Genomic DNA, 23213 nt, shown 5'->3' on the forward strand with positions numbered 1-23213 from the left:
CGGGCGGGGCGCAGCCGCATCATCGGGGTGGTCGCGCTCGACCTCGCCAACCCGTTCTTCATCGACGTCCTGCGCGGCGTGGAGAGCGCCGCGCAGCAGGCCGACGTGACCGTCATGGTGTTCAACAGCAACAAGGACGCCGGCCGTGAGGCGGGGCTGCTGGAGACGTTCGAGGAGCAGCGGCCCCTCGGCGTGCTGATCACGCCGGTCAACGACAGCGGCGAGGAGGAGCGGCTGAGCAGGCTCGTCGCGCGCGGCATCCCGGTGGTGCGCTTCGACAGCTCGGCCGCTCACGTGGGCGGCTGCGCGGTGGCCGTGGACGACGTGCTCGGGGGCCGCCTGGCGGGCCGGCACTTACGCGAGCGGGGCCATCGCCGCGTCGCCTTCGCCGGCGGTCCGTTCTCGGTCCGCCAGGTGCGCCAGCGCCGCGACGGCCTGGCCGACGTGCTCGGCCCCGACGACACGCTGACCGTGATCCCCTTACCCGACCTCACCGTCGCCACCGGCCGCACCGTCGGCCGGCAGATCGCCGAGCTGCCCCCGGCCGAGCGGCCCACCGCCGTGTTCTGCGCCAACGACCTGGTGGCGATCGGGGTGCTGCAGGAGATGACGCTGCGCGGGCTGCGGGTACCGGCCGACCTGGCCATCATCGGCTACGACGACATCGACTTCGCCGCGGCGGCCGCGGTGCCGCTGTCGTCGATCAGGCAGCCGCGCGAGCAGCTCGGCCACACCGCCGCCACGCTCCTGCTGGAGGAGGCGAACCTGGCCGACGGCCACGAGCACCGCCAGGTCATCTTCCAGCCCGACCTGGTGGCGCGCACCTCCACGACCGCGCGGGTCCGCTCGAATTAGCATTCCCGGTTTTTCGTTCATCGCCCCGGGAATAATTCGACCGGCAATTCGCCGACAGACAGAAGGAGAAGCATGATTGCGCTCCTTGTCATCGACGCGCAGCAGGAATACTCCCGGTCCGGCGCGCTGCCCGTCGAGAGATTCGATCAGGCGATAAGCAACATCAAACGCCTGCTGGAAACCGCGCGATCGAGTGACGTGGCCACGGTGGTGCACGTCCGCCACATCAGCAAAGTGCCCGGAGACCGGAGTTTCGACGCGGGCAGCCCGGGGATCGACTTCGTCGACGAAGTCCGGCCGGCGCCGGACGAAACGGTGCTCACCAAGCACTACATCGGCTCGTTCTCCAATCCCGACCTCGACCGGTTCCTGCGCGGCCGGCAGGTGGACCGGGTGGTGATCTGTGGATTCACCTCGTTCATCTGCTGCGACACGACCGCACGTGAGGCGGTGCAACTCGGTTACAAAGTCTTTTATGTGGACGACGCGATCAGCGAATTCAGCCTCGGCAATATCACCGCCCAGGATCTGCATCGCACCGTCGCCGCCGTCCAGGGCGCGGTGTTCTCGACGGTGACCACCACCGAGGACGCCGTCGCCCTGCTGGCCGGCAAGATGTGAGGGCAGGGGGGACCGCGCTGTCCCCCCGGCCGCTCTCAGACGGGGATCACCCTGATCGACGGGTGGCCCTCGGTGTTCAGGTAGAGCCGCTCCTTCTTGTTCTCCTGCTCCAGCTCCACGACCAGCCGGTACCGGTAGGTCCCGGGCTTGATGGTGGGCAGGACGGTGCCGGCCCAGTAGTAGTAGACGGGCGTCAGGTCGTCGCGCATGCGGTCGGGCGCGCCGTAGATCTTGAGCTCGACGCACACCTTCTTCTCGGCGACGTCCTCCTCGTCACCGGCCTCCACGTCCAGGAAGACGATGTTGTTGATCTTGGGCATGGGCGGCCAGGTGCCGTCGCGGCGCCGCTCCATGTCGATCGGCCGGATGATCCAGTTGAGCACCTGCCCCGGCTTGCAGACCGTCTCCAGCCGGGAGGTGCCCTGGCCCGAGCCGCCCACGCTGTTGTCCACCATGTACATGGCGCCGGACAGCGACTTGTTCTCGGTGGCCTTCTCCATGTCCACGAGCGTGACGATGTTGAGCTGGACGGAGTTGAGCTGCCCCGGGTTCTGCTTCTCGACGCCGCCGGAGCGCGCCTTGGTGCTGGGCATGACCATCAGCGGTGCCTCCTTCAGCCCACCAGCGTGGGCGACAGCGTGGTGGTGATCGGCTCGGTGCGCGTCCCGACCAGGAACCGGATCCGGTACGGGACCACGTCGATGTCGTCCTTCTTGACGGTCCCGATCCAGTACGCGACGTCGGTGCCCGGATACACCTTCCGCTCCGGCTCGATCACGCTCTTGTCGACCTCGATGCCGGCGATCCCGACGAACGCCTCGCACTCCAGCGCCAGGCAGTTCCACAGGACGCGATCCCCGGCGCGGACCCTGGTCCGCAGCTCCTCGGTGCCGAAGCCGGTGGAGCCGCCCGCCTTGTTCGTGTCGTACATGTACAGGTTGCCGCGCACGCTGCCGGCCGCCAGGGCGCCCACGGCGTCAAGGACGGCGGTGATGGAGATGGGCGCCCTGCTGTCGTCCCGCGTCTTCGCTCTGGGGGGCACGGTTCCTCCTCGTGGTGGGTGGGCGGTTCAGGCGGGCGGGATGGGCAGCAGGCCCAGGCCCGACTTCGTGAAGGCGTTGCGCTTGGGCTCCGACATGATCCTGATCTTGGAGTCGCAGGTCAGGTCCACCGGCTCCCACGTCCAGTCGCCGCCCTGCAGCAGCAGCCGGTGCAGCTGGATGGCCATCGTGTACGTGTACGTGCCCGGCCGCGTGGAGTCGACCGTGGCCGACCAGTACCAGCCGTCGGTCACCATGTCGGGCGAGCCGTACTCGGCCGGATACATGATCTTCTTGTCGACGGCCTCGCCGTAGATGTCGGTGATCACGGGCGGCGGGTAGCTGTGCGCGGCCGCGCCGTCGTAGGAGATGACGTGGCCCGTCACGTCCAGGATCTTCTGCGTCGCGGGGCCGCGCGTGCGCCGCGTGCTCTTGACCCGGGTGCCGAGCGTCCGCTGGAGCCGGCTGATCTGGGCGGTGGCGTCGGCGTCCTGGTTGGCGGGCTTGTTCACCATGGCTTCGAGCTCGGCCAGGGCCTGCCGGTCGGTCTGGCGGGCACGCTCGGCCTCGTAGCCGCGGGGGACGGTGGGCGGGATGGAGCCCAGGCTGTACGGCAGCCAGTTCAGCACCTGCTCCGAAGCCTGCGAGCCGTCGCGCCAGTACGAGCCGTGGATCGCGGTCACCAGCTCGCCGGTGCCCTGGCCCTCGGAGCCGTGCAGCTTCATGTTGTCGAACAGGTACGTGTTCCCCTCCAGCGTCTTCATCTCCAGGGCGTTGCCGACGTCCACGAGGACGATGATCGCGAGTTGCTGGGGCATGGGCCTTCCTTCCCTTAGATCCGCATCAGCGAGGGGGTCTCGACGTACAGCACGCTGTAAGGGCCTTCGTACATCTGGAACTCCAGTCGGTAGCGGTAGGCCACCCCCGGCACCATGTAGGAGGGCACGACCCCGGCCCAGATCTCGAGGTCGAGCTTCTCGCTCTCCGTGGTGGGGGCGCCCGCCACGGCGGCGGGCCCGGTCGGCCCCGGCGGGTAGGCGCCCGGCCCGTAACCCGGCGCCGCTCCCGCGTAGGCGGGCTGCTGCGGCATGGGGGCGGGCATCATGCCTCCCGGGGGCGCGCCGGCCGGGCCCGCCCAGGCGGGCTGCGGGGCCGGGTAGGCGGGCTGGCCGGGCGGCGGCTGCAGCCGCAGGAACTCGATGTTCCTGATCTCGACCGGCGTCTGCAGGTCCACCGCCAGCGCCGTCCACTGGACGACCTGGCCCGGCTGGACGACGGTGCACAGGTCCGGTGTCCCCTGCGCCCGGCTCGCGAACGAGCCGTCGTCGATCATGACCAGGTTCCCGTTGAGCAGCGAGCGGTCGGACAGCGCCCCGATGACGTCCACCAGGGCGATGATGTTCACCTGCGGTTTCACGGCCACTTCCGATCTCCTCTCTAGGTGTCAGCCACGGTCGCGGACCAGCGGCACCTTGCCCACGCTCGTCCGCTCGATCTCCGGGGACGAGCGCGGCACGAACCGGAGGTGGAACCGGTAGCCGGTCTTCTCGATCGAGGCGGCGTTGGCCTCCCCCTGGTTGAACAGCGACAACGACCGGGGCAGCGCGTTGACGAACACGTGGTGCGCCCCGTACGGGCCGAGCGCCGCCTCGGTCGCGTACGTCAGCGCGGCGACGTCGTCCACGGCGGCCAGCAGCGTGATCGAGCGCTCCTCACGCTGGTTGACGAACTGCACCTCGTGCGCCACCTCGTCCAGGTCCACCGGCGTGACGAACCGCAGGTCCTCCCGCACCGCCGCGTAGGCGCGGGCCGCGGAGTACTGGCTGTCGGCGATGTGCAGCACGTCCCCGGTCCGCCCGGCGAACTCGAACCGCTCCGCCCGCGGCCCCGGCCCGTCGAGGCGGGGCCGCCTGATCATCCGGTCGCCGAGCTTGAGCCGCAGCAGCGGCGCCTCGTGCGCGTGCAGGCGGGTGACGACCAGCTCGCCCTCCTCGCCCTCCCCGACCCAGCGCCCCTTGTCGTCCACGATCTCGACGAGGTGCAGCCCCGGCACCGCCGTCAGGCACGGCGACGTCTCCTCCAGCTGCAGGCCGATGGTCTCGGCCTGGGTCGCGGCGAAGTAGCTGAGGATCGTCAGGTTCGGGTAGACGGCCTTCAGCTCGGCGCGCCTGCGGTGGGCCAGCACGCCGCTGCCGTACAGCGCGACCCGGAAGCTCTCCCTGGCCTCGCGCTTGAGGCCCTGCCCCAGGTCGCTGAGTATCGCGATGCCGGCGCTGATCCCCATGAGCGCCTTCGGGCCCGGGTAGGAGAACATGTGCTCCAGCACCCCGGCGGTCACGGGCCCCGCGCCGATGTAGTTGACGCCCGGCACGTGCTGGAGCACGCCGCCGACCATGGTGCCGCTGCTCCACATCTGGTAGTCGGCCAGCGTCGTGCACAGCCACTTCGGGCCCTCCCCGCCCGGCAGGTACCGGCCGAGCTGGTACGTGCCGAGGAAGCGCCCGGCGACCCGGTAGGTGTCGTGCAGCTCGCGCAGCGCGTACACGATCTCCAGCGGGGCGCCGCCGCTGGTGCCGCCGCTCGCCACGACCTCGAAGCCGCCCCGGTCGAGCGGCACGACCAGGCCGGGCCGCCCCTCCATGTAGAGGTCGCGCTGCGCGTCCTTGTCGGCGAGCGGGATCGCCTGCCAGTCCTCGTACGTCATCGGCTCGCCGCAGTCGCGCAGCCGCTCGCGCCAGGCCGGGTTGAGCCGCGCGGTGCCGACGAGCTGGCGCAGGCGGCGCAGCACCAGCGCGTCCTGGATCTCGTGCGGCAGCTCGCTGTACGGGGTGCGGAAGGCCCGCTCGAACTCGTGCATCCTGCTCGCGAAGGACGGCAGCGCCGGCACCGCCTCCACGGAGGGCGGCGCCAGGTCCTCCTCCGGGATCAGTTTCGCCGCCAGGGTGCGCGGATCCGTGGTGCTCGGGCTCATCGGCGTCCTCCCACTCGCTGCTGATCGCTCTGCCGGTTGCCGCACAGCTCCTCGCCCACCGCCCTGATCTCGTCGAGCAGCATCCGGAAGTGCTCCTCGGTGATCAGGTGGTTCATCATCACGACGCGCAGCGCGGCCACGCCGGCCACGTCCACCTTCGAGATGAAGAACGTGCCCCGGCTCTTGACGCGGTCCCTGACCGCCATCTGGAGGCGGTGCACGTCCTGCTCGCGCACCCAGCCGGGGCGGTAGCGGAAGCACAGGATGTTGGACTCGGGGTAGTGCGTGGTCTCGAAGTCCGGCTCGGCCTGGAGGACGCGATGGACGTCCCTGGTCAGCCGGCACAGGTACTCGATCTTCTCCGCGAACAGGGCGCGGCCGTACATGGCCCACACGACCCAGAGCGGCATGATCATGGGGCGTTTGGTGCACTCGATCGTCTTGCCGCCGCTGTCCATCGCGGTGTAGACGTCCGGATCCTCGTCGAAGACGTAGCTGGCGCGCTGGCGGAAGGCGCGCCGGCTCTTGTCCTTCTCCCGGTAGAACAGCAGCGTGCACGGCGCCGGCGTGAACATCATCTTGTGCGCGTCCCACGTCAGCGAGTCGGCCAGCTCGATGCCCTTGAGCCGGTGGCGCAGCTGGTCCGACACCAGCAGGCTGGCGCCGTGCGCGCCGTCCACGTGCAGCCAGATGTCGCGTTCCCGGGCGACCTCGGCGAGGCGGTCGATCGGGTCGAACGCGCCGACCGACGTGGTGCCGGCCGAGGCCACGAGGCAGAAGACGCGCAGGCCGCGCCGCTCCGCCGCGTCCAGCGCCGGGCGCACGGCGTCCATGTCGATCTGCTGCGCCACATTCAGCGGCAGCCGGACGATCTGGGCCTCACCGATGCCCATGACGCCCGCGGTGCGGGAGACGCTGTAGTGCACGTCGTCCCCGACGGCGATGGCGGGACGGGCCTGGCCCAGGTAGGCCGCGCTGCCCTCCGACCAGAAGCCGGGGAAGCGGTCGTTCCTGGCGGCCAGCATCGCGGTCAGGTTCGCCAGCGAGCCGCCCGACGTCGTCACCATGGCGAAGCTGTCGGCCGGCCAGCCGATGAAGCGGTTGAGCTCGTCGGCCATGATCTTCTCGACCACGTTGGGGAGCTGGCCGGCCTCGTAGAACGACGACGGCTGGTTGACCACGGAGCTGACGAAGTCGATGACGCCGGCCAGCGGGACGGTGCTGGAGAACTGCCGGCCCATGTAGCCGGGGGAGTGCACCTGGATGCCGGTCCTGACGTACAGGTCGATGATGGCGGCGAGCCGGTCCTCGTCGTACCCGGCGATGTGCTCCCGCTCCGTCGTCATCAGGGCCCTGGCCGCCCGCGACAGCACGGCGGGCTCGGTCAGCGACAGCCCTTTGAGTGACAGGTCGGCCAGGTGTTTCTCGAGCTTGGCCACGGTCGTCTCGGAGCTCTCTCGGAACAGCCGGACGTCGAACGGTTTGAGCGTGAGCCCGCCAGGATCGGCGGGCGGGGCGGAGAGCTCCGGCTCCTGCGGCCCGGATGGTGTCAAGGCAGCCTCCGTTGAATGTTCACCTGAATTTCGCGCACGACAGGTCGACCTCCGAAAAAATTGGACCCGGTGGGAACGTTCCGATGCCTCGGCGGAGAACGTTATTGACGATCGGCTGATCGGGCCCGACGTGTGCGCGGCCATGACGGTGTTCGCATGAAAAGGGGCTCCTCCGATCCCCCGGGCGGAGGTCCGGGCGTGACAGCAGAAAAGTGCCGTACATCCTTACCGCGACCCGGCCAATGGAGGGGGGTGGAGGCCGGTTTGACGAACAAGCCGGATCAAAACATGAAATCGGGGGACAACGCAATAGGCGTCCTCCGCCACAAGGGGCCCAGGTTAATATCAAGCCCGCATATCCGGGAGCCGCCGCCCCAATTGCAGTTAAGGCCTGAAGGTTGTTTTCGGCGGCCTGGATTTCCCGATGGCGGAGGTGCCCGGAAAAAGAGCGGCCGGAGCGGTCCGAAAAAGTCCGGAAAGCCGCTCCGGCTGAGTGAAAGGTCAGGCGCCGGGCCCGTGATGCGCGGGAACGTCCAGCGTCGGATTACGGTCGAAGAAACCGACGGGCCGCAGCGAGAAACCCGTGCGCTCGACCGGCATGATGGGCCAGTCCTCCGGCCGCGGCACGTGGGTGAGCCCGAAGACGTGCCAGACCACGAGCGAGCGGCCGTCGAGGTCGCGGTCGGCGGCGGCGAAGGCGGGCAGGCCCGCCCCGCCCGGATGCTGGTTGACGAGGAAACCCGCCGGATACCGCTCGTCCGGGTCGTACGCGGTCACCCACAGGTGCCTCGTCGCGAACGCGGCCCGCTTCGCGATGGACGAGCCGGGCGCGGCCAGCAGCACCGGCCGGCCCTCGGGCTGCAACGCGTACGCGACCGGCCGGCCCAGCGCGTTGAGCGCCGCCGGGTTCGTGATCTGCCAGGTGCGGCCCACCGACGCGTCCGCGTCCCGCTGGGCCCCGCTCTCCCTGGTCAGCGGGGTGCGCCGGTAGGTGAAGGCGTTGCCGCGCGGGTTGCCCGGCCCCATCGGCACCCGGGCCAGATCGACCTCCTCCACCCGGTTGGCCGGCCCGTCCACCGCCATGTCCAGGCGGGCGCAGAACAGGTGCTGGTGGTAGGGCGCGCCCAGCCCCGGCGCCACCTCCGACGCGTAGTCGGACCCGCCCGGCGGATAAGCGGAGGTGAACAGCACCCCGGTCGCCTTGGCCTCGAACGCGATGGTGCCGTCGAGGTACAGGTACCAGTAGAAGCCGTAGTCGTAGTTGCCGACCGTGGTGAAGAACGACAGCACCAGCCGGCGCTGGCGGCGGACCTCCGCGGAGCCCGTCCACAGGTCCGTGTGCTTCCACAGGATGCCGTGGTCCTCCTCGTGCAGGCAGATCGCGTTCGGCAGCGTACGCGGGACGCCGTGCTCGTCGGCGATGACGGCGTCGAGGTAGGTGATCTCGCCGACGCAGTCGCAGCCGCGCTCCAGAGCGTTGGCGTACTGGCCGAGCAGGTACTCGCCGGCGTCGAAGTAGTTCTGCCACGAGCGCACCGGGGAGGGATCGGCGTAGGGCACGACCATCTCGGCGATCGAGGCCCGGTGCACGATCGGCCGCTCGCGGCCCGCGTCCCGGTCGTGGAAGGCGATCTGGTGCAGGATCAGCCCCTCGCGGGCGTCGAAGCCGAGGCGTAGCGACCAGTTCTCCCAGCGCAGCAGGCCGCCCTCCAGCGTGAAGCTGGGCCCCTCCGGCTGGGTGATCTCGATGGGCCGCTGCGTGGTGCGCGGCGGGCCGGTGACGGCGGGGTCGTCGAAGTTGCCCGAGCCGGCCGGGATCGGCACCGGGCCGGAGTCCAGCACCTGGTCCACGGTCCGGTTCAGCACGTCCACGTACGCGACGAGGCCGTCCACCGGGTGCGCCCAGGCATGGTCCTTCTCGTGCTCCTGCACGAACGCGAGGCCGCGCAGGATGCGGCGGCCCGACTCGCCGGGGTACTCGTCGGCGTACACCCCGGCCGACAGCGGCGCCACCCTGACCTTGGAGACGTCCAGGCCCCGGCTCTTGAGCGCGGCGATCCACCGCTCGTCGGTGGCCAGCACCTCCTCCACGATCCCGAACTCCGCGTCCAGCACGGGCGGCTGGCCGTCGGCCACGGGGTCCAGGGTGCGGTCGGCGTCGATCGTCCCCCTGCTGAGCGAGACGACCACGTCGCGGGCCGCGGCCCCGGCGGTGTCGAGCAGCAGGACCCGGACCCTGCGGTCCATCGGGTCGCCCGGCGCGTACGCGAGCAGCGCGTCCTTGGGCGGCTCCTCCAGCCCGAGGTACGCGAAGCGGATGGTGTCCTTGATCAGCCCGGCGGCGGCCAGCACGGTACGGGCGGCCGCGATCTCGCCTGGCGTCAGCGGGTCGAGCGGGTGCGGCGTGGCGGTCATGGCTTCTCCCTCTGCCGAGGAACGTCGCCGTCAGCGAACACCACGGCGACGGTGATTTCCAGGGCGGTCGCCGCTTCCGCGCGGTCTGCAATCGATTGTCTTCCTCGCGGGCCGATGTTAGACATAACGGGAGTCAACCCGCTTGTCAGCAGCCCCAGCACCCTCAGCGCCTCTTTTGCCAGGAGTGGAATCGCCATCCTCAACGGCGAGTGGCGGCTGCGCATCGCCGAGCGGCAGCCGGCGACTGGGCCGCCGCCCGCCTGTCCTGCGCCTAATCGGATTCGTGCCCGGGTGGGGCCGGGGCGGTCTCGTTCCCGGGTGGGGCCAGCGCGGTCACCACCCGGGCCAGGAGCGCCGCCCACTCCTCGTCCCCGACCCCGTGCAGATCCGGCGTGACCAGGGCGCTGCCCATCCCGAGCAGCAGGCAGAAGTGCGCCACCGCGTCCGGCGACAGCTCAGGGTCCAGCTCGTCGTCGCCCTGCGCCACCCGTACGAGATCGGCGATCCAGGCCGCCCGCTCGCCCACGTAGTCGCGCATCGGCCCCGCCACGTCCTCGTCCCGGCGCGCCGCGACCAGCGCCTCCACGATCAGGTGCCCGCGCGGGTCGCGCCGCCGGTTCAGCGTGCGGCCGATCGCCAGCAGCAGCTCCGTGGCCGACCGGTCGGGATCGGCCACGAACAGGCTCGCCAGCTGGTTCCTCCCGTGCGCGCGCAGGGCCGCCACGAGCAGCTCGGCCTTCGAGCCGAAATGCGCGTACAGGGCGCCGTTGCTCACCCCGGCGGCGGCGGCGATGTCCGCCACCCGCGTGCCGTCGTACCCGCGCTCGGCGAAGACCTCGGCGGCGGCGAGCAGCAGCCGCTCCCGCGTCTCCGCGGCCGTCACTCCCGCGATGCGTCCCATGACCGAATTTAAAATTTCGTTCAATTGTCCCGTCAAGCGTGACCTCAGGCCACCTTCGGGGTGGAGGGATGTCCCCGTTTGATCTAGTCTGAACCCGGCGAGGGGAGTACTTCACAAGAGCCGGCCCGGTCAGTACGGACGTCCCGCGCGTCCCCGGGCGGCCACCCACTGGGTGAAGGAGACCTCGAACGGTTGGATCTGTTCGAGGGAGGTATTCCCATGTCCGCGGGGACAATCCTGCATGCCGCCGAGCCGCTGCGCACCATCGCCTCACCCACACTGTGGGCCGTCACGGTGGCCGCCCTGCTCCTGCTCCTGCTCATCGACCTGCTCATCACCCGCCGCCCGCGCGAGGAGAGCATGCGCGCGTCGGTCGCCTGGTCCGTCTTCTACCTGCTGCTGCCCGTGCTCTTCGGCCTCTACCTGTGGGCCGGCCACGGGGGCGGCGCGGCGGTCGAGTTCTACACCGGGTTCGTGGTGGAGAAGTCGCTGTCAGTGGACAACCTGTTCGTCTTCATGCTGCTGCTCGCCGCCTTCGCGGTGCCGTCCGCACTCGCCAGGCAGGTCCTGCTGTACGGGATCGTCGGGGCGCTCGTGCTGCGCGTCATCTTCATCTGGCTCGGCGCCGCCGCCCTCCAGAGCGGCACCTGGGCCTTCCTGCTGTTCGGCGCCATCCTCATCGTCACCGCCGGCAAGATCATCAAGGACGTGCTGCGCGGCGACGAACAAGAAGTCGACATCTCCTCCATGCGGTCCGTCCGCTTCGTCCGCCGCTTCGTCCCCGTCACCGAGGACTACCGCGGCTCCCGCCTCGTCGTCCGCGAACACGGCCGCCTCGCCCTCACCCCGCTCGCCCTCGCCGCCGTCGCCATCCTGGCCACCGACATCGTCTTCGCCGTCGACTCCGTACCCGCCGTGTACGGCGTCACCGAAGACCCGTTCCTCGTCTTCGCCACCAACGCGTTCGCGCTGCTCGGACTGAGAGCGCTGTACTTCGTCCTCCAGGGCGTCCTCACCAAGCTGCGCCACCTCAACCACGGGCTCAGCGTCATCCTCGCCTTCATCGGGGTGAAACTCATCCTGCACTGGGGGCACGGGGTGTGGACCTGGGTCCCGGAAATCCCGACCCTGGCCTCACTTGGGGTCATCGTGGCCGTCCTGATCACCGTCACGGCCACCAGCCTCCTCGCCAACCGCCGCGACCGCCTCCGCCCCTCTCCCCCCGCCCGGGTGGAACGGGTGGAGCCGGTGGAGCCGGTGGAGGAACCGGCCGGCGAACGCTGACCCCACCTCCCGGTCCCGATGCCCGCCCGACCCCTCCGCCACCCGGCCCCCGCTCCGGACGGCCCCCGCCCGAGCCCGGCGCCACGCCCACGCCGCCCAGCACGGCCACGGCACGGCGGGTGAGGTGGGGCCCTGCCCGGCCCGGCGCAGTGCCACGGAGCGTGGTGTGGTCCAGCGCAGCGTGCCGTGGCGTGCCCCAGCACGCGGGCGGTGCGAAAGCTCGCGTCCAAGCGCCGCGTCGGCGGGAGGGTGTGCGGTGGAGCCCGGCGCTACGCCCACGGCGCCTAGCTCGGGCACCGCACCACGCCCCACGGGCACGCAGCGCAGAGGTATGGCGCGGACGCGATGCGGCACGGCGGGCGCAGTCGCGGCCACGATGCGACGGCTCGTTTCCAAGCGCCGGGTCGGCGGGACGGTGTGCGGCGGAGCCCGGCGCCACGCCCACGGCGGCCAGCTCGGGCACGGCGCCCAGCACGGCCACGGCACCGCCCCCATCGCACCGCATGGGCACGAAGCGGAGGGACGTGGTGCCGGCGGGATGCGAGGCGGCGGGGGTGGTGGAGGGGTGGGTGTGTCGGGACAAGTCGTACATGGGAGGGCTACGGGCGGTGGTGCCGGGGAAACGTCAGTGGGGGAGATTAACCTGAGCGGTGTCCCACCGGAGGTGGGTGGGGCCGGGCTCGGGTTCGGTCTCGGAGGTGAGATGTCCCAGCGTTCGACCGGAGGGGGAGCGATCGTGGGGTCTTTCGAGGGCGGCGGGCTGCCCCCGGATGACATCGTCGTCGGCGCCCTGCGCGACGGCGACGAGGCGATGTTCGCGGCGCTGCTCGACACCTGGTCCAGGGGCATGCTCCGGGTCGCCAGGTCCTACGTGTCCACCGACCACTCCGCTGAGGAGGTCGTGCAGGACACCTGGCTGGCGGTGATCGACGGGATCGACGCCTTCGAGGGGCGCGCCTCCGTCAAGACGTGGGTCTTCCGCATCCTGGTCAACACCGCGAAGAAACGCGGCGTGCGGGAGAGCCGTACGCTGCCGTGGAGCGCGTTCGAACGCGACGGTGACGTGTTCGCGGACCTCGGCGCGGCGGCCCAGGGCGCCCGGGTGGACGGCGCCTCGGGGTGGCCGACGCCCGAGGGGGAGGCGCTGGCGGCGGAGGTGCGCGTGCTGATCGCCGAGGCGCTGGGGCGGCTGCCGCCCCGGCAGCGGGTCGTGATCACCCTGCGTGACGTGGAGGGGTGCACCTCCGACGAGGTCTGCGAGATCCTGGAGATCTCGGCGGCCAACCAGCGGGTGCTGCTGCACCGCGCCCGCACCGCGGTACGCGGCTGGCTGGCGGACTACTACGAGTCCGTCAAACAGCCCGAATGAGCTTGCGCGGCCCCATCAGGCCGATACAACGGCGACAATGAGTGAAACGGTTCATCCCAGAGACGAGGGCGGTCAACGTCGTGAAGCGGTTCACCTGCGACGAGCTGGCGGAACTTCTCACCGCCTACCTTGAGGACGCCCTCGACCAGCCGTCCCGCGACGGCGTGCGGGCGCACTTGTCCTGCTGCGAGGGGTGCGGGCGTTACTTCGACCAGTTCCGTACGACGATCAAGGTGCTCGGCGACCAGCCGCCGGAGAAGTTGTCCGCACCGGTACGGGACCGGCTCATGTCGGCCTTCCGCAACCGCAACCGTCACCCCCGCGACCACGACCACGACCGTCGTTCGTAGTGGGTCCGCCCCCGCCTCTGTCCTCGTCGCTCACTTCCGTCTCCGCCGGCCCTGACCACTGAGCTGGCGCCTCCGCCAACGGCTCCGCCCCGCCGCTGGGCCCCGCTCCTGCCGCTGCCCCGGTGCTTGGCTCCTGCTCCCGCTGCTGGTCCCGCCCTCACCGCTGGTCCCGCCGTCGGTCCTGGCCCAATGCCGTCCTCAGCCTCTGGGGCTTTCGTCCGTGCCCCCGCCCCTACGTTCGCCTACGCCGGTCCCGGCCGCTTCGCCGCCGGCGCCGCCATGGCCCAGGGCGTTCGGGCAGGGGCCGGCGGCCCGGTCTTTCCGATGGCTGAAGCTTTCCCGCAGTGCCGCTAGTACCGGTCGGGGGATGATGCCGTCGCGCAGGCAGCCCAGAGCGGCGATCGTGGCCAGGAGTTGTGCCAGCCACGCCGAGCAGTCGCGGCACGCGTCGAGGTGCTCCCCGACGGTGCGGTGCCGCGCCGGTGGGAGCGCTTCGTCCAGGTAGTCCGTGGCCAGGGCGAGCACGTCGGTGCAGCCCAGTGAACCCTCCTCCATGTCACACAGTGCCGAACGCGTCCCATCCGTTACGCGGAAATTCGTGTGTAACGATCGCGCGCCTCCCGGCTCTGTAGTCGCGTGCGTACCTGTGGCGCCGGCGAAGGGAAGACGATGATCGGGGTTACGGCCGAGAGCACGCCGCTGCGCGACGTCACGGAGGTGGCGGGGTACGCGCGCCGGTGCTTCCGCCCCGCCGGCGACCGGGTGGGTGTCGAGCTGGAGTTCCTCGTCTTCGACCGGACGGATCCCGGCGGGCACGTCCCGATGGAGCGGACGGAGCGGGCCCTGCCCGCACGGTTGCCGGGCGGCAGCCGGGTGACGTTCGAGCCGGGCGGGCAGCTGGAGCTGTCCGGGCCGGCGGGGGCGTTGCCCGACACGATCACCCGCCTGAGTGCCGACGTGGCCGCCGTGCGTGCGGGGCTGCGGGCGGCCGGGCTGGTGCTGGGCGGGGTGGGGCTCGATCCGGTACGCGTTCCGTGCCGCCAGCTCGGCCTGCCCCGTTACGAGGCGATGGCCGAGTTCCTGGGGGCGCCGTTCGGGCCGCTGATGATGTGCTCCACCGCGTCGATCCAGGTCAACCTGGACTTCGGGCGGCGGCCGGGCGTGCGGTGGGAGCGGGCGCACGCGCTCGGCCCCGTGCTGCTGGCCGCCTTCGCCAACTCGCCGCTGAGCGGCGGCCGGCCGCACGGGTGGATGTCCGGCCGTCAGGACGTGTGGAACAACCTCGATCCGACCCGGACCAGGCCGGTACCGGTCACGGGCGATCCTGTCGCCGATTGGGCGGATTACCTGCTGGATGCCCGGCTGATGCTCGTGCGGGAGGACGACGAGCGTTATCGGCCGGTACGCGATGGCTCGACGTTCCGCGACTGGCTGAACGGCGCCGGCGAGGGTTCAGAAAGTAGTGGGGGCCGGGGCGATGGTGGGGTGCGGCGGCCCACTCTGGAGGATCTGGCCTACCACGCCACCACCGTCTTCCCGCCGGTCCGGCCCCGCCGCTGGCTGGAGGTCCGTTACCTGGACGCGCAGCATCCGGCGGTCTGGCCGGTGTGCGTGGCGGTGACGCACGCGCTCATCACCGACGACCGGGCCGGCGACGCCGCGATGGCCGCCGTCCCGACAGAAGCGGGCGGCCAGGAGGAATGGGACAGGGCCGCGCGGTGCGGGCTGGCGGATCCGAGGCTGCGGAACGCCGCCGAGGTGGGTTTCCGTGCCGCCCTGGAGGCGCTGCCCAGGCTGGGCGCGGATGCGGCGCTGGTCGGCGCGGTGGCCGCGTTCGCCGACCGGTACGTGAGGAAGGGCCGCTCCCCGGCGGCCGACCTGATGGAGGCGCCTCACCCGGCCCCGCCATGGCTCGATCACGACGACCAAGATCCAATCGCCGACCACGACGGCCACGGTCCACTCGCCGGCCACGACCCCGTACATGAAGGACACGCATGAACGACATCAAGGAACGCATCGCCAGAGAGCTCATAGCCGTCCGCGACCGTTCGCTCGCCTACACCGACGCCGACGACGACCTCCTGGTGAACCAGCACTCGCCGCTCATGTCCCCCCTCGTCTGGGACCTGGCGCACGTCGGCAACTACGAGGAGCTGTGGGTGCTGCGCGCCGCCGCCGGCATCACCCCGCTGCGGCCGGAGATCGACGACATCTACGACGCGTTCAAGACCCCGCGCAAAGACCGTCCGAGCCTGCCGTTCCTGCGCCCGGCGGAGGCGCGCGGCTACATCGAGGGCGTGCGCGGCCGGGTGCTCGACGTCCTCGACGAGGTGGACCTGGAGGGGCCGTCGCCGCTGCACCGCGACGGGTTCGTGTTCGGGCTGGTGATCCAGCACGAGCACCAGCACGACGAGACCATGCTCGCCACCCTGCAGCTGTCCGGGCAGCCGGGCCTGGTGCGCGACGGCGACCTGCCGCCGGGCCGTGCCGGGGGCCCGGAGGAGGTGCACGTGCCCGCGGGGCCGTTCCTCATGGGCACGGACACGCTGCCGTGGGCCTACGACAACGAGCGCCCCGCCACGTGGGTGGACCTGCCCGGCTACTGGATCGACCGGCTGCCGGTCGGCAACCGCGCGTACCTGGCGTTCATGGAGGACGGCGGGTACGACGACCCGCGCTGGTGGACGCCCGAGGGCTGGCAGTGGCGGCAGCGGCGCGGCATCACCGCCCCGCTGTTCTGGACCAGCGACGGCGGCACCTGGCACCGCACCCGCTTCGGCCGCGTCGAGCCCGTCCCGATGGACGAGCCGGTGCAGCACGTGAGCTGGTACGAGGCCGACGCGTACGCTCGCTGGGCCGGCAAGCGGCTGCCCACGGAGGCCGAGTGGGAGAAGGCGTGCGGCTGGGACCCGGAGGCGCGCCGGTCGAGGCGTTACCCGTGGGGCGAGGCCGACCCCGGCCCCTCCCTGGCGAACCTCGGCCACCGCGCCTCCCACCCCGCCGCCCTCGGCGCGTACCCGGCGGGCGCCAGCGCCTACGGGGCCGAGCAGATGGTGGGCGACGTGTGGGAGTGGACGAGCTCCTGGTTCCACGGCTACCCGGGGTTCCGCAGCTTCCCGTACAAGGAGTACAGCGAGGTGTTCTTCGGCGAGGAGTACCGCGTGCTGCGCGGCGGCTCGTGGGCGGCGGACCCGGCGGCGGTGCGCACCACGTTCAGAAACTGGGACTACCCGATCCGCCGGCAGATCTTCACCGGTTTCCGCTGCGCCCGGTCGGAGCTGGTCTGAGTGTGCAGGCACGCCGCCTGGCTGGGCGCCGAGCGCTCGCTCGCCTCGCTGATCGACGAGCCCGAGCACGGGCTGCTCAAGCAGTCGTACGCGCCGCGCCGCCAGCGGCACGGCATGGTGAACGCCGACGGGTACGGCATGGGCTGGTACGTTCCGGGCCGTCCTGAGCCGGTGCGTTACCGCCGTTCCGTGCCCATCTGGACTGACGCGAACCTGCCGGGCCTGGCCGCCGTGGCCCGTTCGACGTGCCTGCTGGCCGCGGTGCGCTCGGCCACCGTGGGCATGCCGGTCGAGGAGAGCGCCACGGCGCCGTTCGCCGACCGCACGTGGCTGCTCAGCCACAACGGCCGCGTCGCCCGTGACGCGGTCGCCGACCTGTGCGACGCCGCCGAGAGCACCTGCGACGCCGCCTGGGTCGCCGGCGCGGTGTTCCAGCGCGGGCGCGCCGGCGCCGGCCTGGGCGAGGCGCTGGCCGAGGTCGTCGTCCAGGCCGGGGAGAAGGACCCGGCCGCCCGCCTCAACCTGCTTGCCTCCGACGGCACGACGCTCGCCGCGACCGTCTGGGGCGACACCTTGTTCCACCACCGATTCCACGACGGCGTGCTGGTGGCCAGCGAGCCGCTCGACGACCTGCCCGGCTGGCAGGCCGTGCCCGAGCGGAGCCTGCTGACCGTGACCCGCGACGACGTACGCGTCCAGCCGCTGTGAACCCATCTCTTGGAGGCCTCGTGCCCGTCACCCAGTCCACCGTGCGCGTGATCAGCCATCTTGACCGCGACTACCTGCGCCAGGCCCTCGAACACGACGTCATCACCGGCCTGACGTCCACCCCCAAGTGGCTGCCGCCCAAGTGGTTCTACGACGCCACCGGCAGCGAGTTGTTCTCCCGTATCACCCGGTTGCCCGAGTACTACCCGACCCGGCGCGAGCTGGCCATCCTGCGCGCGCGGGCCGCCGACCTGGCGGCCGTCTCCGGCGCGGACACGCTGGTCGAGCTGGGTTCGGGCACCAGCGAGAAGACCGTGCTGCTGCTGGACGCGCTGTCGGCGGCGGGCACCCTGCGCGGCTACACGCCGGTGGACGTGGACGCCGTCACCCTCGACGCCGCCGCGCACCGCCTGGCCGCGCGCTATCCGGGGCTGACCGTACGCGGGGTGTGCGCCGACTTCGAACGGCACCTGGCGCTGCTGCCCCGCAACGGGCGGCGCATGGTGGCCTTCCTCGGCGGCACCATCGGCAACCTCGAACCGGCCGCCCGCGCCGTGTTCCTCAAGGAGCTGCGGGCCACGCTGCGGCCGGGCGACACGTTCCTGCTGGGGGCCGACCTGGTGAAGGACAGGGGGCGGCTGGTGGCGGCCTACGACGACTCGGCGGGGGTGACGGCCGCGTTCAACAGGAACGTGCTGCACGTCATCAACAGGGAGCTGGACGCCGACTTCGAGCCGGACGCGTTCGAGCACGTCGCCCTGTACGACGAGCGGCACGACTGGATCGAGATGCGGCTGCGCGCCTCCCGTGAGATGCGGGTGCGGGTCGGCGGGCTCGGGCTGGAGGTGTCGTTCGAGGCGGGGGAGGAGATGCGCACGGAGATCAGCGCCAAGTTCCGGCCGGAGGGGCTGCGGATGGAGCTGGAGGCGGCGGGCTTCGGGGTGCGCCGCCACTACACCGACCCGGCGGGAGACTTCGCCCTGGTCCTGGCCGAGGCGTGAGCACCTGCCCGACCCCTGAGGAGGTGGGCGGGAGGTGGCGGGCGGCGCGGGCGGTGATGCCGCCCGGGCACCTCGACGCGGCCGGCTGCAACGTGCCCGCCGACCGGGTGCTCGACGCGATGACGGCGCACCTGCGGCGGGAACGCGAACGCGGTGGCTACGCCGCCGTCCCCGACCTCACCGCCGCCCGCACGGCCCTGGCCGCGCTGGTCGATCCCGCGCTGGTCGATCCCGCGCTGGTCGATCCCGCGCTGGTCGATCCCGCACAGAGCGGTTCGCTGCAGGTGGCGTTGCTGGAGAGCGGGACGGCGGCCATGGCGGCGCTGCTCGGCGGGTGGCGGCTCGGCCCCGGCAGCCGCGTCGGCTGCGCGCGCACCGAGTACGGCGGCACGCTGATGCTGCTGCGCCGCCTGGCCGTCCAGCGCGGTTGGCGGCTCGTCGAGCTGCCCGTGGACGGCGACGCCCGGATCGACCCCGACGGCGTACGCGCGAGGCTGGCGTCCGGGCTGGACCTCGTGGTCGTCTCGCACGTCGGCTCCCACCACGGCGTCGTGCAGCCGGCGGCGGAGCTGGCGGTGTTGTGCCGGGCGGCGGGGGTGCCGTTCGTGCTGGACGTCTGCCAGTCGCTGGGCCACGTGGAGGTGCGGGGGATCGGCGCGACCGCGTACGTGGGCACGTCCCGCAAGTGGCTGGCCGGCCCCCGTGGCGTCGGCTTCCTGCTCGTGCCCGAGCTGTCGCCGGCCATGGACGCCCCGGCCCCGACGCTCAGCGGCCACGTCTGGGAAGGCCCCGGGTGGGAGCGGGGCGAGGTGGCGCCGGTGGAGGGGGCGGCGCGTTTCGAGAGCTCGGAGGGCCCCATCGCGGCCAGGGCGGGGCTGGCCGCCGCGGTCGAGGAGCTGTACGCGCTCGGCCCGTCCGCCGTGCACGCCCATCTGGCGGAGCTGGGCCGCGCGGCCCGTGCCCTGCTCGACGGGGTGGGCGGCTGGCGGGTGGCCGAGCCGCTGGACGAGCCTTCGGCCCTGGTCACGCTGGCCCCGCCGCCCGGCGACTCGGCCGAGCGGGCCGCCGCCCGCGCGGCGGAGTCGTCCCTGCTGGTCGGCGTGGTGCCGGCGGCCCGCGCCCCGCTGCACCTGCGCGAGCCCGTGCTGCGCGTCTCCCCGCCACCTGGCACCTCCCTGGACACCCTGCGGGCGCTGGCCGGCATTCTCGCCGCCGCCTGACCTCACGTTGACACCCTACTGCGTTCAGTGTCTATGCTGTGCTCACTTACTACACGCCGTTCAACTTTTAGACGGCGCAAAACCATGAGGAGCCACAGTGCGTATCGGAGTGTTCGGAGCCACGGGAGTGATCGGTTCGCGGGTCGTCGCCGAAGCGGTGACGCGCGGGCACGACGTCACCGCGTTCACCAGGGACGCCACCCGCATTCCCGCCGGCGCGGGGCAGGTGACGTGGCGCGTCGCCGACGTCATGGACGTGCCCGCCGTGACGGGGGCCATCGCCGGTCTGGACGTGATCGTGAACGCGCTCAACGCCGGCCGCGACATCCCCGAGACCATCGCCAACGCCCACGTGCTCCCCGCCGCCGCGCGTTCGCTGCTCGAAGCGCTGGAGTCGTACCCCGCCGCCCGCCTGATCGTGGTCGGCGGCGCGGGCAGCCTTGAGGTACGCCCCGGGCTCCAGGTGGTGGACACCGAGGGCTTCGCCAAGGGCCTGCCGGCGAACCTGGGCGTCCCGGAGGAGTACGTCAAGGTCGTGCTCGCCCACCGCGAGGCCCTGGCGCTCTACCGCCTGTCCAACCGCCGCTGGACCTACCTCAGCCCCTCGTCGGGCCGGGTCGACCCCGGCGAGCGCACCGGCAGGTTCCGGGTGGGCGATGACCGGCTGCTGGTGCGCGCGGACGGCACCAGCCCCATCTCCGCCGAGGACGTGGCCGTCGCCGTGGTGGACGAGGCGGAGCTGCCCCGGCACGTTCAGCGGCGCTTCACCGTGGGTTACTGAGCCCGGCGTTGATCGCGGCGCCCGCGCGGGGATCATGACCCCGAGATGGAGGCAATCATGCGGAAGTTACGCACGCTGGGCGCCGCGCTCGGCGCGGTCCTGCTCATGGCGATCACCGCCGCGCCCGCCGCGGCCGCGCAGCCGCCCACCCGCACCTGGCACAAGCAGACCCTGTGGAGGCAGTTCATCAGCACCGACCCGGCCACCGGGGCGAGGCTCACCACCTGCTTCCGGCTCCCGGCCGTCGTCAGGACGAGCAGGAACGTGCTGCTCGCCTTCGCCGAGCGGCGCAACAGGAACAACTGCGCCGACCACGGCGCGTTCGACGTCGTGATGCGCCGCTCCACCGACCACGGCGTCACCTGGGGGGCGAGCACCGACGTCCTGAAGAGCACCGCGGGGGCCGCCCTCCAGGGGAACGCGACCGTGGTGGCCGACTCCGCGGGGCCGGTGTTCCTGTTCACCACCTCCGAGCCGACCGCGACCCAGACCACGCCCCGCACTCCGAAGGTGCAGGTCAGCAAGGACGACGGGGTCACGTGGTCGGATCCGGAGGACCTGTCCGGTGTGATCAAGGCTCCGGCGGGGGCGGGCGACTGGTTCGCGACCGGCCCCGGGCACGGCATCCAGCTCACGCGCGGTACGCACGCCGGCCGCCTCGTCGTGCCGGTCTACTTCGCCGTGGGGAGCCGGCAGAGCGTACGGCTGATCTACAGCGACGACCACGGCGGCACCTGGAACGCCGGCGCGACCGCCACGTACGACAAATCGGTGCTCAAGCTGGGCGAGCAGACGCTCGTCGAGCGGACCGACGGCAGCATCCTCGTGATCGCCCGCAACGGCGCCGTCCCCGACGACCAGACGTCCGTGCACGGCCTGGCCACGGGCGTGAGCCGCGACGGCGGCCTGACGTTCGACGGCGGCTTCCGCGCCGACGCCGCCATCACCGCCCCGCCGACCCACCCCGCCCTGCTGCGCCAGCGCTGGGACGGCGGCCCGTACACCCGCATCCTGCTGTCGGCGCCCGCCACCCCCAAGACCGACAACAACCCGGTGGGCATGAACGTGCGCTCGTCCTTCGACGAGGGCACGACCTGGCGCGACCACGACGGCGCGATCGACAACGCCGGGGTGCGCATCGACGGCGACCACGCCGGCTACTCGGACCTGGCGCTGCTCGGCAACGGCGCGATCGGCGTGCTGTACGAGGCGGGCGCGGCCCGCTTCCGCGACGAGATCCGGTGGAACTGGTTCTGGGAGAGCGCCATCGGCCTGCCCTGAGCCCATCAGGGGGACCATCAGGCGGGGACCAGGAGAGCTTCGACGGCCGCCGCCACCCGGCGGGTGAACGGCGACGCGCCGGCCGGGCCGTGGAAGGGCTGCGTGGCGCCGTCCGTGACGGCCTCGATGGTGACGAGGTCGGCGCCCGGGTGGCAGACCACGTCCGTGGCCGGCAGGCCGGCGAGCAGGAACTCGCCCAGGTCGGCCAGGGCCTCGGCCGGATGGGCCGCGCGCCGCACCCAGCGCGGCCGGTCGGCTCGGTCCAGCCGGTAGACGCCGGACCCCTGGCCGGCCGCGACCCGTAAGGGCGTGTCGCCGCGCAGCCGCACCCGCACCGAGAAGGGCCCGCCGCGCTCGGTGGCGCGCAGCAGGCTGACCTGGTTGAAATCCTGCGGGTCCGGCAGCCAGCTCACCCGGCCGCCCAGCATCACCACCAGGTGGGCCGGCAGGAACGGGGGCACGCCGACGGCCTGCTGGTTGACCGCCGACACCTCCGTGCTGTCGTCGCAGCGCCACCTGACCGCCGACAGGTAGACCCGCTCGTCCGGCGTGAGCAGGCCGCGCAGGCTGAACAGCCCCGCGACACCGTACCTGCGCCAGGCCCACACCGCGATGCGCTCCGCGCACTCGATGAGCAGCGCCGCGGCGGGCAGCGGCCACGGGCGCGACCAGTCGTGGCCGGCACTGCACAGCGGGCCGAGGCCCAGCTCGGCGACGCCGGTCGTCTCGTGCGCGGGCCGGTCCACGTACACGCCGACGCCGCCGGTGAGGTTCGGGACGCTGAGCGCGGTGACGGCGCACGGCCAGCCGTCCACGTACGCGGCCACCCGGTACGGGCCGAGCAGCCGCGCCGCCCTGGACATGTCCTCCTCGCCCGACACGATCACGGTGCCGCGCCCGCCGTACCCGTCGCCCGCCTGCACCACGACCCGCTCGGTGCCGACCGCGCGCCGCAGCTCCGCCAGGCCCGGCAGCCGCTCGGCCGGTACGCACCGGATCCGCGCCACCGCCGGGACCCCGGCCGCCCGCAGCAGGTCGTCGAACAGGTGCCGGGCCTCGATCGTGGCCCGCACGCCCGCCTCGATCGCCGCGACGGTCCCGCCGGGTCCCGCCAGCTCCTGGAGCTGCGCGCCCGTGTGGCATGTGGCGATGACGGGCGGCCGATCCAGCTTGACCAGGTGCCGGGCGGCCTCGTGGCGTACGCGCCGCAGCCAGCCGCGCCGCCCGGCCACCGAGCGGCTGCCGGTCTGCTCCTCGGCGGCCACGACCATGCCGGGCAGCGCCGGGTCCCATGCCGCGTAGCAGCCGATGCCCAGCGCGGGCCGCAGCGCCTCCACGGGCATCGGCCCCGTGTAACCGGTGCGCAGGGCGGTGCTGTACCGGTCGACGACGACCAGCGGCCTGCCCGCCAGCGCGGTCAGCAGCTCGGCGTGGGCCACCTCGGCCGCCGCCACGTCCATCCCTGCCATGGAGCCTCCTCGTCCTCGGCCATCACGTCACCGTCCGCTCTCTTGACGGTGCGCTGCGTGCGGCGCATCGTCGAGGGCACCGCGATGTGAAGCGATGTGAAGAT

General features: G+C 72.0%; 22 protein-coding genes. 12 read left to right on the forward strand and 10 right to left on the reverse strand.

Going from position 1 to position 23213, the window contains the following annotated elements:
- Together HCN51_RS47525 and HCN51_RS47530 are read left to right on the forward strand one after the other, a co-directional pair.
- Window positions 1-855, forward strand: an 855-nt coding sequence (locus HCN51_RS47525) for a substrate-binding domain-containing protein (RefSeq protein ID WP_168018509.1), incomplete at its 5' end; no start/stop codon positions are given.
- A 72-nt stretch (window positions 856-927) separates the two neighbouring features.
- A complete protein-coding gene (locus HCN51_RS47530) occupies window positions 928-1476 on the forward strand; it encodes an isochorismatase family protein (RefSeq protein ID WP_168018510.1) in 549 nt (182 codons plus the stop codon).
- Between the two features lie 35 nt (window positions 1477-1511).
- On the opposite strand, the gene HCN51_RS47535 is transcribed toward HCN51_RS47530, so the two are convergent.
- From HCN51_RS47535 to HCN51_RS47570, 8 genes are all read right to left on the reverse strand, one after another.
- Window positions 1512-2075 (reverse strand): hypothetical protein, encoded by a 564-nt coding sequence (locus HCN51_RS47535; protein ID WP_080041531.1) that lies wholly within the window; start codon window positions 2073-2075, stop codon window positions 1512-1514.
- 14 nt (window positions 2076-2089) lie between these two features.
- Entirely contained in the window at window positions 2090-2518 is a 429-nt protein-coding gene (locus HCN51_RS47540; protein ID WP_080041530.1) for a hypothetical protein, read from the reverse strand.
- Window positions 2519-2545: 27 nt separating this feature from the next.
- Window positions 2546-3334, reverse strand: a complete 789-nt coding sequence (locus HCN51_RS47545) for a hypothetical protein (RefSeq protein ID WP_168018511.1) — start codon at window positions 3332-3334, stop codon at window positions 2546-2548.
- 14 nt (window positions 3335-3348) lie between these two features.
- On the reverse strand, window positions 3349-3939 hold the full coding sequence (locus HCN51_RS47550; RefSeq protein ID WP_168018512.1) for a hypothetical protein: 591 nt from the start codon (window positions 3937-3939) through the stop codon (window positions 3349-3351).
- A 21-nt stretch (window positions 3940-3960) separates the two neighbouring features.
- Window positions 3961-5487, reverse strand: coding sequence for a phenylacetate--CoA ligase family protein (locus HCN51_RS47555; protein ID WP_168018513.1), 1527 nt, complete (start codon window positions 5485-5487; stop codon window positions 3961-3963).
- Window positions 5484-7040 carry a pyridoxal phosphate-dependent decarboxylase family protein gene (locus tag HCN51_RS47560; protein ID WP_168018514.1) on the reverse strand — a complete coding sequence of 519 codons (1557 nt, stop codon included), beginning with the start codon at window positions 7038-7040 and terminating at the stop codon, window positions 5484-5486. The genes HCN51_RS47555 and HCN51_RS47560 overlap by 4 nt, the downstream gene beginning before the upstream one ends.
- A 501-nt stretch (window positions 7041-7541) precedes the next feature.
- Window positions 7542-9455, reverse strand: a complete 1914-nt coding sequence (locus HCN51_RS47565) for a primary-amine oxidase (RefSeq protein ID WP_168018515.1) — start codon at window positions 9453-9455, stop codon at window positions 7542-7544.
- Between the two features lie 271 nt (window positions 9456-9726).
- The gene (locus HCN51_RS47570; protein WP_168018516.1) at window positions 9727-10356 is read right to left on the reverse strand and encodes a TetR/AcrR family transcriptional regulator; all 630 of its coding nucleotides are present in this window, start codon (window positions 10354-10356) and stop codon (window positions 9727-9729) included.
- 219 nt (window positions 10357-10575) lie between these two features.
- On the opposite strand from HCN51_RS47570, the gene HCN51_RS47575 reads away from it, so the two are divergent.
- The 3 genes from HCN51_RS47575 (at window position 10576) to HCN51_RS47585 (ending at window position 13359) form a co-directional block, all read left to right on the forward strand.
- Entirely contained in the window at window positions 10576-11640 is a 1065-nt protein-coding gene (locus tag HCN51_RS47575) for a TerC/Alx family metal homeostasis membrane protein (protein WP_168018517.1), read from the forward strand.
- Window positions 11641-12376: 736 nt separating this feature from the next.
- Window positions 12377-13009, forward strand: coding sequence for an RNA polymerase sigma factor (locus HCN51_RS47580; RefSeq protein ID WP_155128274.1), 633 nt, complete (start codon window positions 12377-12379; stop codon window positions 13007-13009).
- A 41-nt stretch (window positions 13010-13050) separates the two neighbouring features.
- The gene (locus HCN51_RS47585; RefSeq protein WP_346434053.1) at window positions 13051-13359 is read left to right on the forward strand and encodes an anti-sigma factor family protein; all 309 of its coding nucleotides are present in this window, start codon (window positions 13051-13053) and stop codon (window positions 13357-13359) included.
- Window positions 13360-13557: 198 nt separating this feature from the next.
- On the opposite strand, the gene HCN51_RS47590 is transcribed toward HCN51_RS47585, so the two are convergent.
- Window positions 13558-13914: an anti-sigma factor family protein gene (locus HCN51_RS47590; protein ID WP_168018532.1), complete on the reverse strand. Its 357-nt coding sequence runs from the start codon at window positions 13912-13914 to the stop codon at window positions 13558-13560.
- Between the two features lie 114 nt (window positions 13915-14028).
- Here HCN51_RS47590 and egtA point away from each other — a divergent pair, with 114 nt between their 5' ends.
- The 7 genes from egtA to HCN51_RS47625 all read left to right on the forward strand — a co-directional run bounded on the left by egtA (window position 14029) and on the right by HCN51_RS47625 (window position 21640).
- A complete protein-coding gene (gene egtA, locus HCN51_RS47595; protein WP_168018543.1) occupies window positions 14029-15360 on the forward strand; it encodes an ergothioneine biosynthesis glutamate--cysteine ligase EgtA in 1332 nt (443 codons plus the stop codon).
- Window positions 15357-16649: an ergothioneine biosynthesis protein EgtB gene (egtB, locus tag HCN51_RS47600; RefSeq protein WP_168018545.1), complete on the forward strand. Its 1293-nt coding sequence runs from the start codon at window positions 15357-15359 to the stop codon at window positions 16647-16649. Before egtA ends, egtB begins: the two co-directional genes overlap by 4 nt.
- On the forward strand, window positions 16650-17357 hold the full coding sequence (egtC, locus tag HCN51_RS47605; protein ID WP_168018547.1) for an ergothioneine biosynthesis protein EgtC: 708 nt from the start codon (window positions 16650-16652) through the stop codon (window positions 17355-17357).
- Window positions 17358-17377: 20 nt separating this feature from the next.
- The gene (gene egtD / locus HCN51_RS47610; protein WP_168018549.1) at window positions 17378-18358 is read left to right on the forward strand and encodes an L-histidine N(alpha)-methyltransferase; all 981 of its coding nucleotides are present in this window, start codon (window positions 17378-17380) and stop codon (window positions 18356-18358) included.
- The gene (locus HCN51_RS47615; RefSeq protein ID WP_346434054.1) at window positions 18355-19578 is read left to right on the forward strand and encodes an aminotransferase class V-fold PLP-dependent enzyme; all 1224 of its coding nucleotides are present in this window, start codon (window positions 18355-18357) and stop codon (window positions 19576-19578) included. Before egtD ends, HCN51_RS47615 begins: the two co-directional genes overlap by 4 nt.
- 97 nt (window positions 19579-19675) lie before the next feature.
- A complete protein-coding gene (locus tag HCN51_RS47620; RefSeq protein WP_168018551.1) occupies window positions 19676-20359 on the forward strand; it encodes an NAD(P)H-binding protein in 684 nt (227 codons plus the stop codon).
- Between the two features lie 57 nt (window positions 20360-20416).
- Entirely contained in the window at window positions 20417-21640 is a 1224-nt protein-coding gene (locus HCN51_RS47625) for a sialidase family protein (protein ID WP_168018553.1), read from the forward strand.
- Window positions 21641-21657: 17 nt separating this feature from the next.
- On the opposite strand, the gene HCN51_RS47630 is transcribed toward HCN51_RS47625, so the two are convergent.
- Window positions 21658-23109, reverse strand: a complete 1452-nt coding sequence (locus tag HCN51_RS47630; RefSeq protein WP_168018555.1) for a hypothetical protein — start codon at window positions 23107-23109, stop codon at window positions 21658-21660.
- Between the last annotated feature and the right edge of the window lie 104 nt (window positions 23110-23213).

The sequence above is a fragment of the Nonomuraea composti genome, assembly GCF_012034275.1.
Taxonomy (GTDB): domain Bacteria; phylum Actinomycetota; class Actinomycetes; order Streptosporangiales; family Streptosporangiaceae; genus Nonomuraea; species Nonomuraea composti.

What these genes read in the sequence shown, in the direction of transcription:
- HCN51_RS47530 (WP_168018510.1), top strand. Translation starts at nt 928, where the DNA reads ATGATTGCGCTCCTTGTCATCGACGCGCAGCAGGAATACTCCCGGTCC.
- HCN51_RS47535 (WP_080041531.1), bottom strand. Translation starts at nt 2,075, where the DNA reads ATGGTCATGCCCAGCACCAAGGCGCGCTCCGGCGGCGTCGAGAAGCAG.
- HCN51_RS47545 (WP_168018511.1), bottom strand. Translation starts at nt 3,334, where the DNA reads ATGCCCCAGCAACTCGCGATCATCGTCCTCGTGGACGTCGGCAACGCC.
- HCN51_RS47555 (WP_168018513.1), bottom strand. Translation starts at nt 5,487, where the DNA reads ATGAGCCCGAGCACCACGGATCCGCGCACCCTGGCGGCGAAACTGATC.
- HCN51_RS47565 (WP_168018515.1), bottom strand. Translation starts at nt 9,455, where the DNA reads ATGACCGCCACGCCGCACCCGCTCGACCCGCTGACGCCAGGCGAGATC.
- HCN51_RS47570 (WP_168018516.1), bottom strand. Translation starts at nt 10,356, where the DNA reads ATGGGACGCATCGCGGGAGTGACGGCCGCGGAGACGCGGGAGCGGCTG.
- HCN51_RS47575 (WP_168018517.1), top strand. Translation starts at nt 10,576, where the DNA reads ATGTCCGCGGGGACAATCCTGCATGCCGCCGAGCCGCTGCGCACCATC.
- HCN51_RS47590 (WP_168018532.1), bottom strand. Translation starts at nt 13,914, where the DNA reads ATGGAGGAGGGTTCACTGGGCTGCACCGACGTGCTCGCCCTGGCCACG.
- egtA (WP_168018543.1), top strand. Translation starts at nt 14,029, where the DNA reads ATGATCGGGGTTACGGCCGAGAGCACGCCGCTGCGCGACGTCACGGAG.
- egtB (WP_168018545.1), top strand. Translation starts at nt 15,357, where the DNA reads ATGAACGACATCAAGGAACGCATCGCCAGAGAGCTCATAGCCGTCCGC.
- HCN51_RS47625 (WP_168018553.1), top strand. Translation starts at nt 20,417, where the DNA reads ATGCGGAAGTTACGCACGCTGGGCGCCGCGCTCGGCGCGGTCCTGCTC.
- HCN51_RS47630 (WP_168018555.1), bottom strand. Translation starts at nt 23,109, where the DNA reads ATGGCAGGGATGGACGTGGCGGCGGCCGAGGTGGCCCACGCCGAGCTG.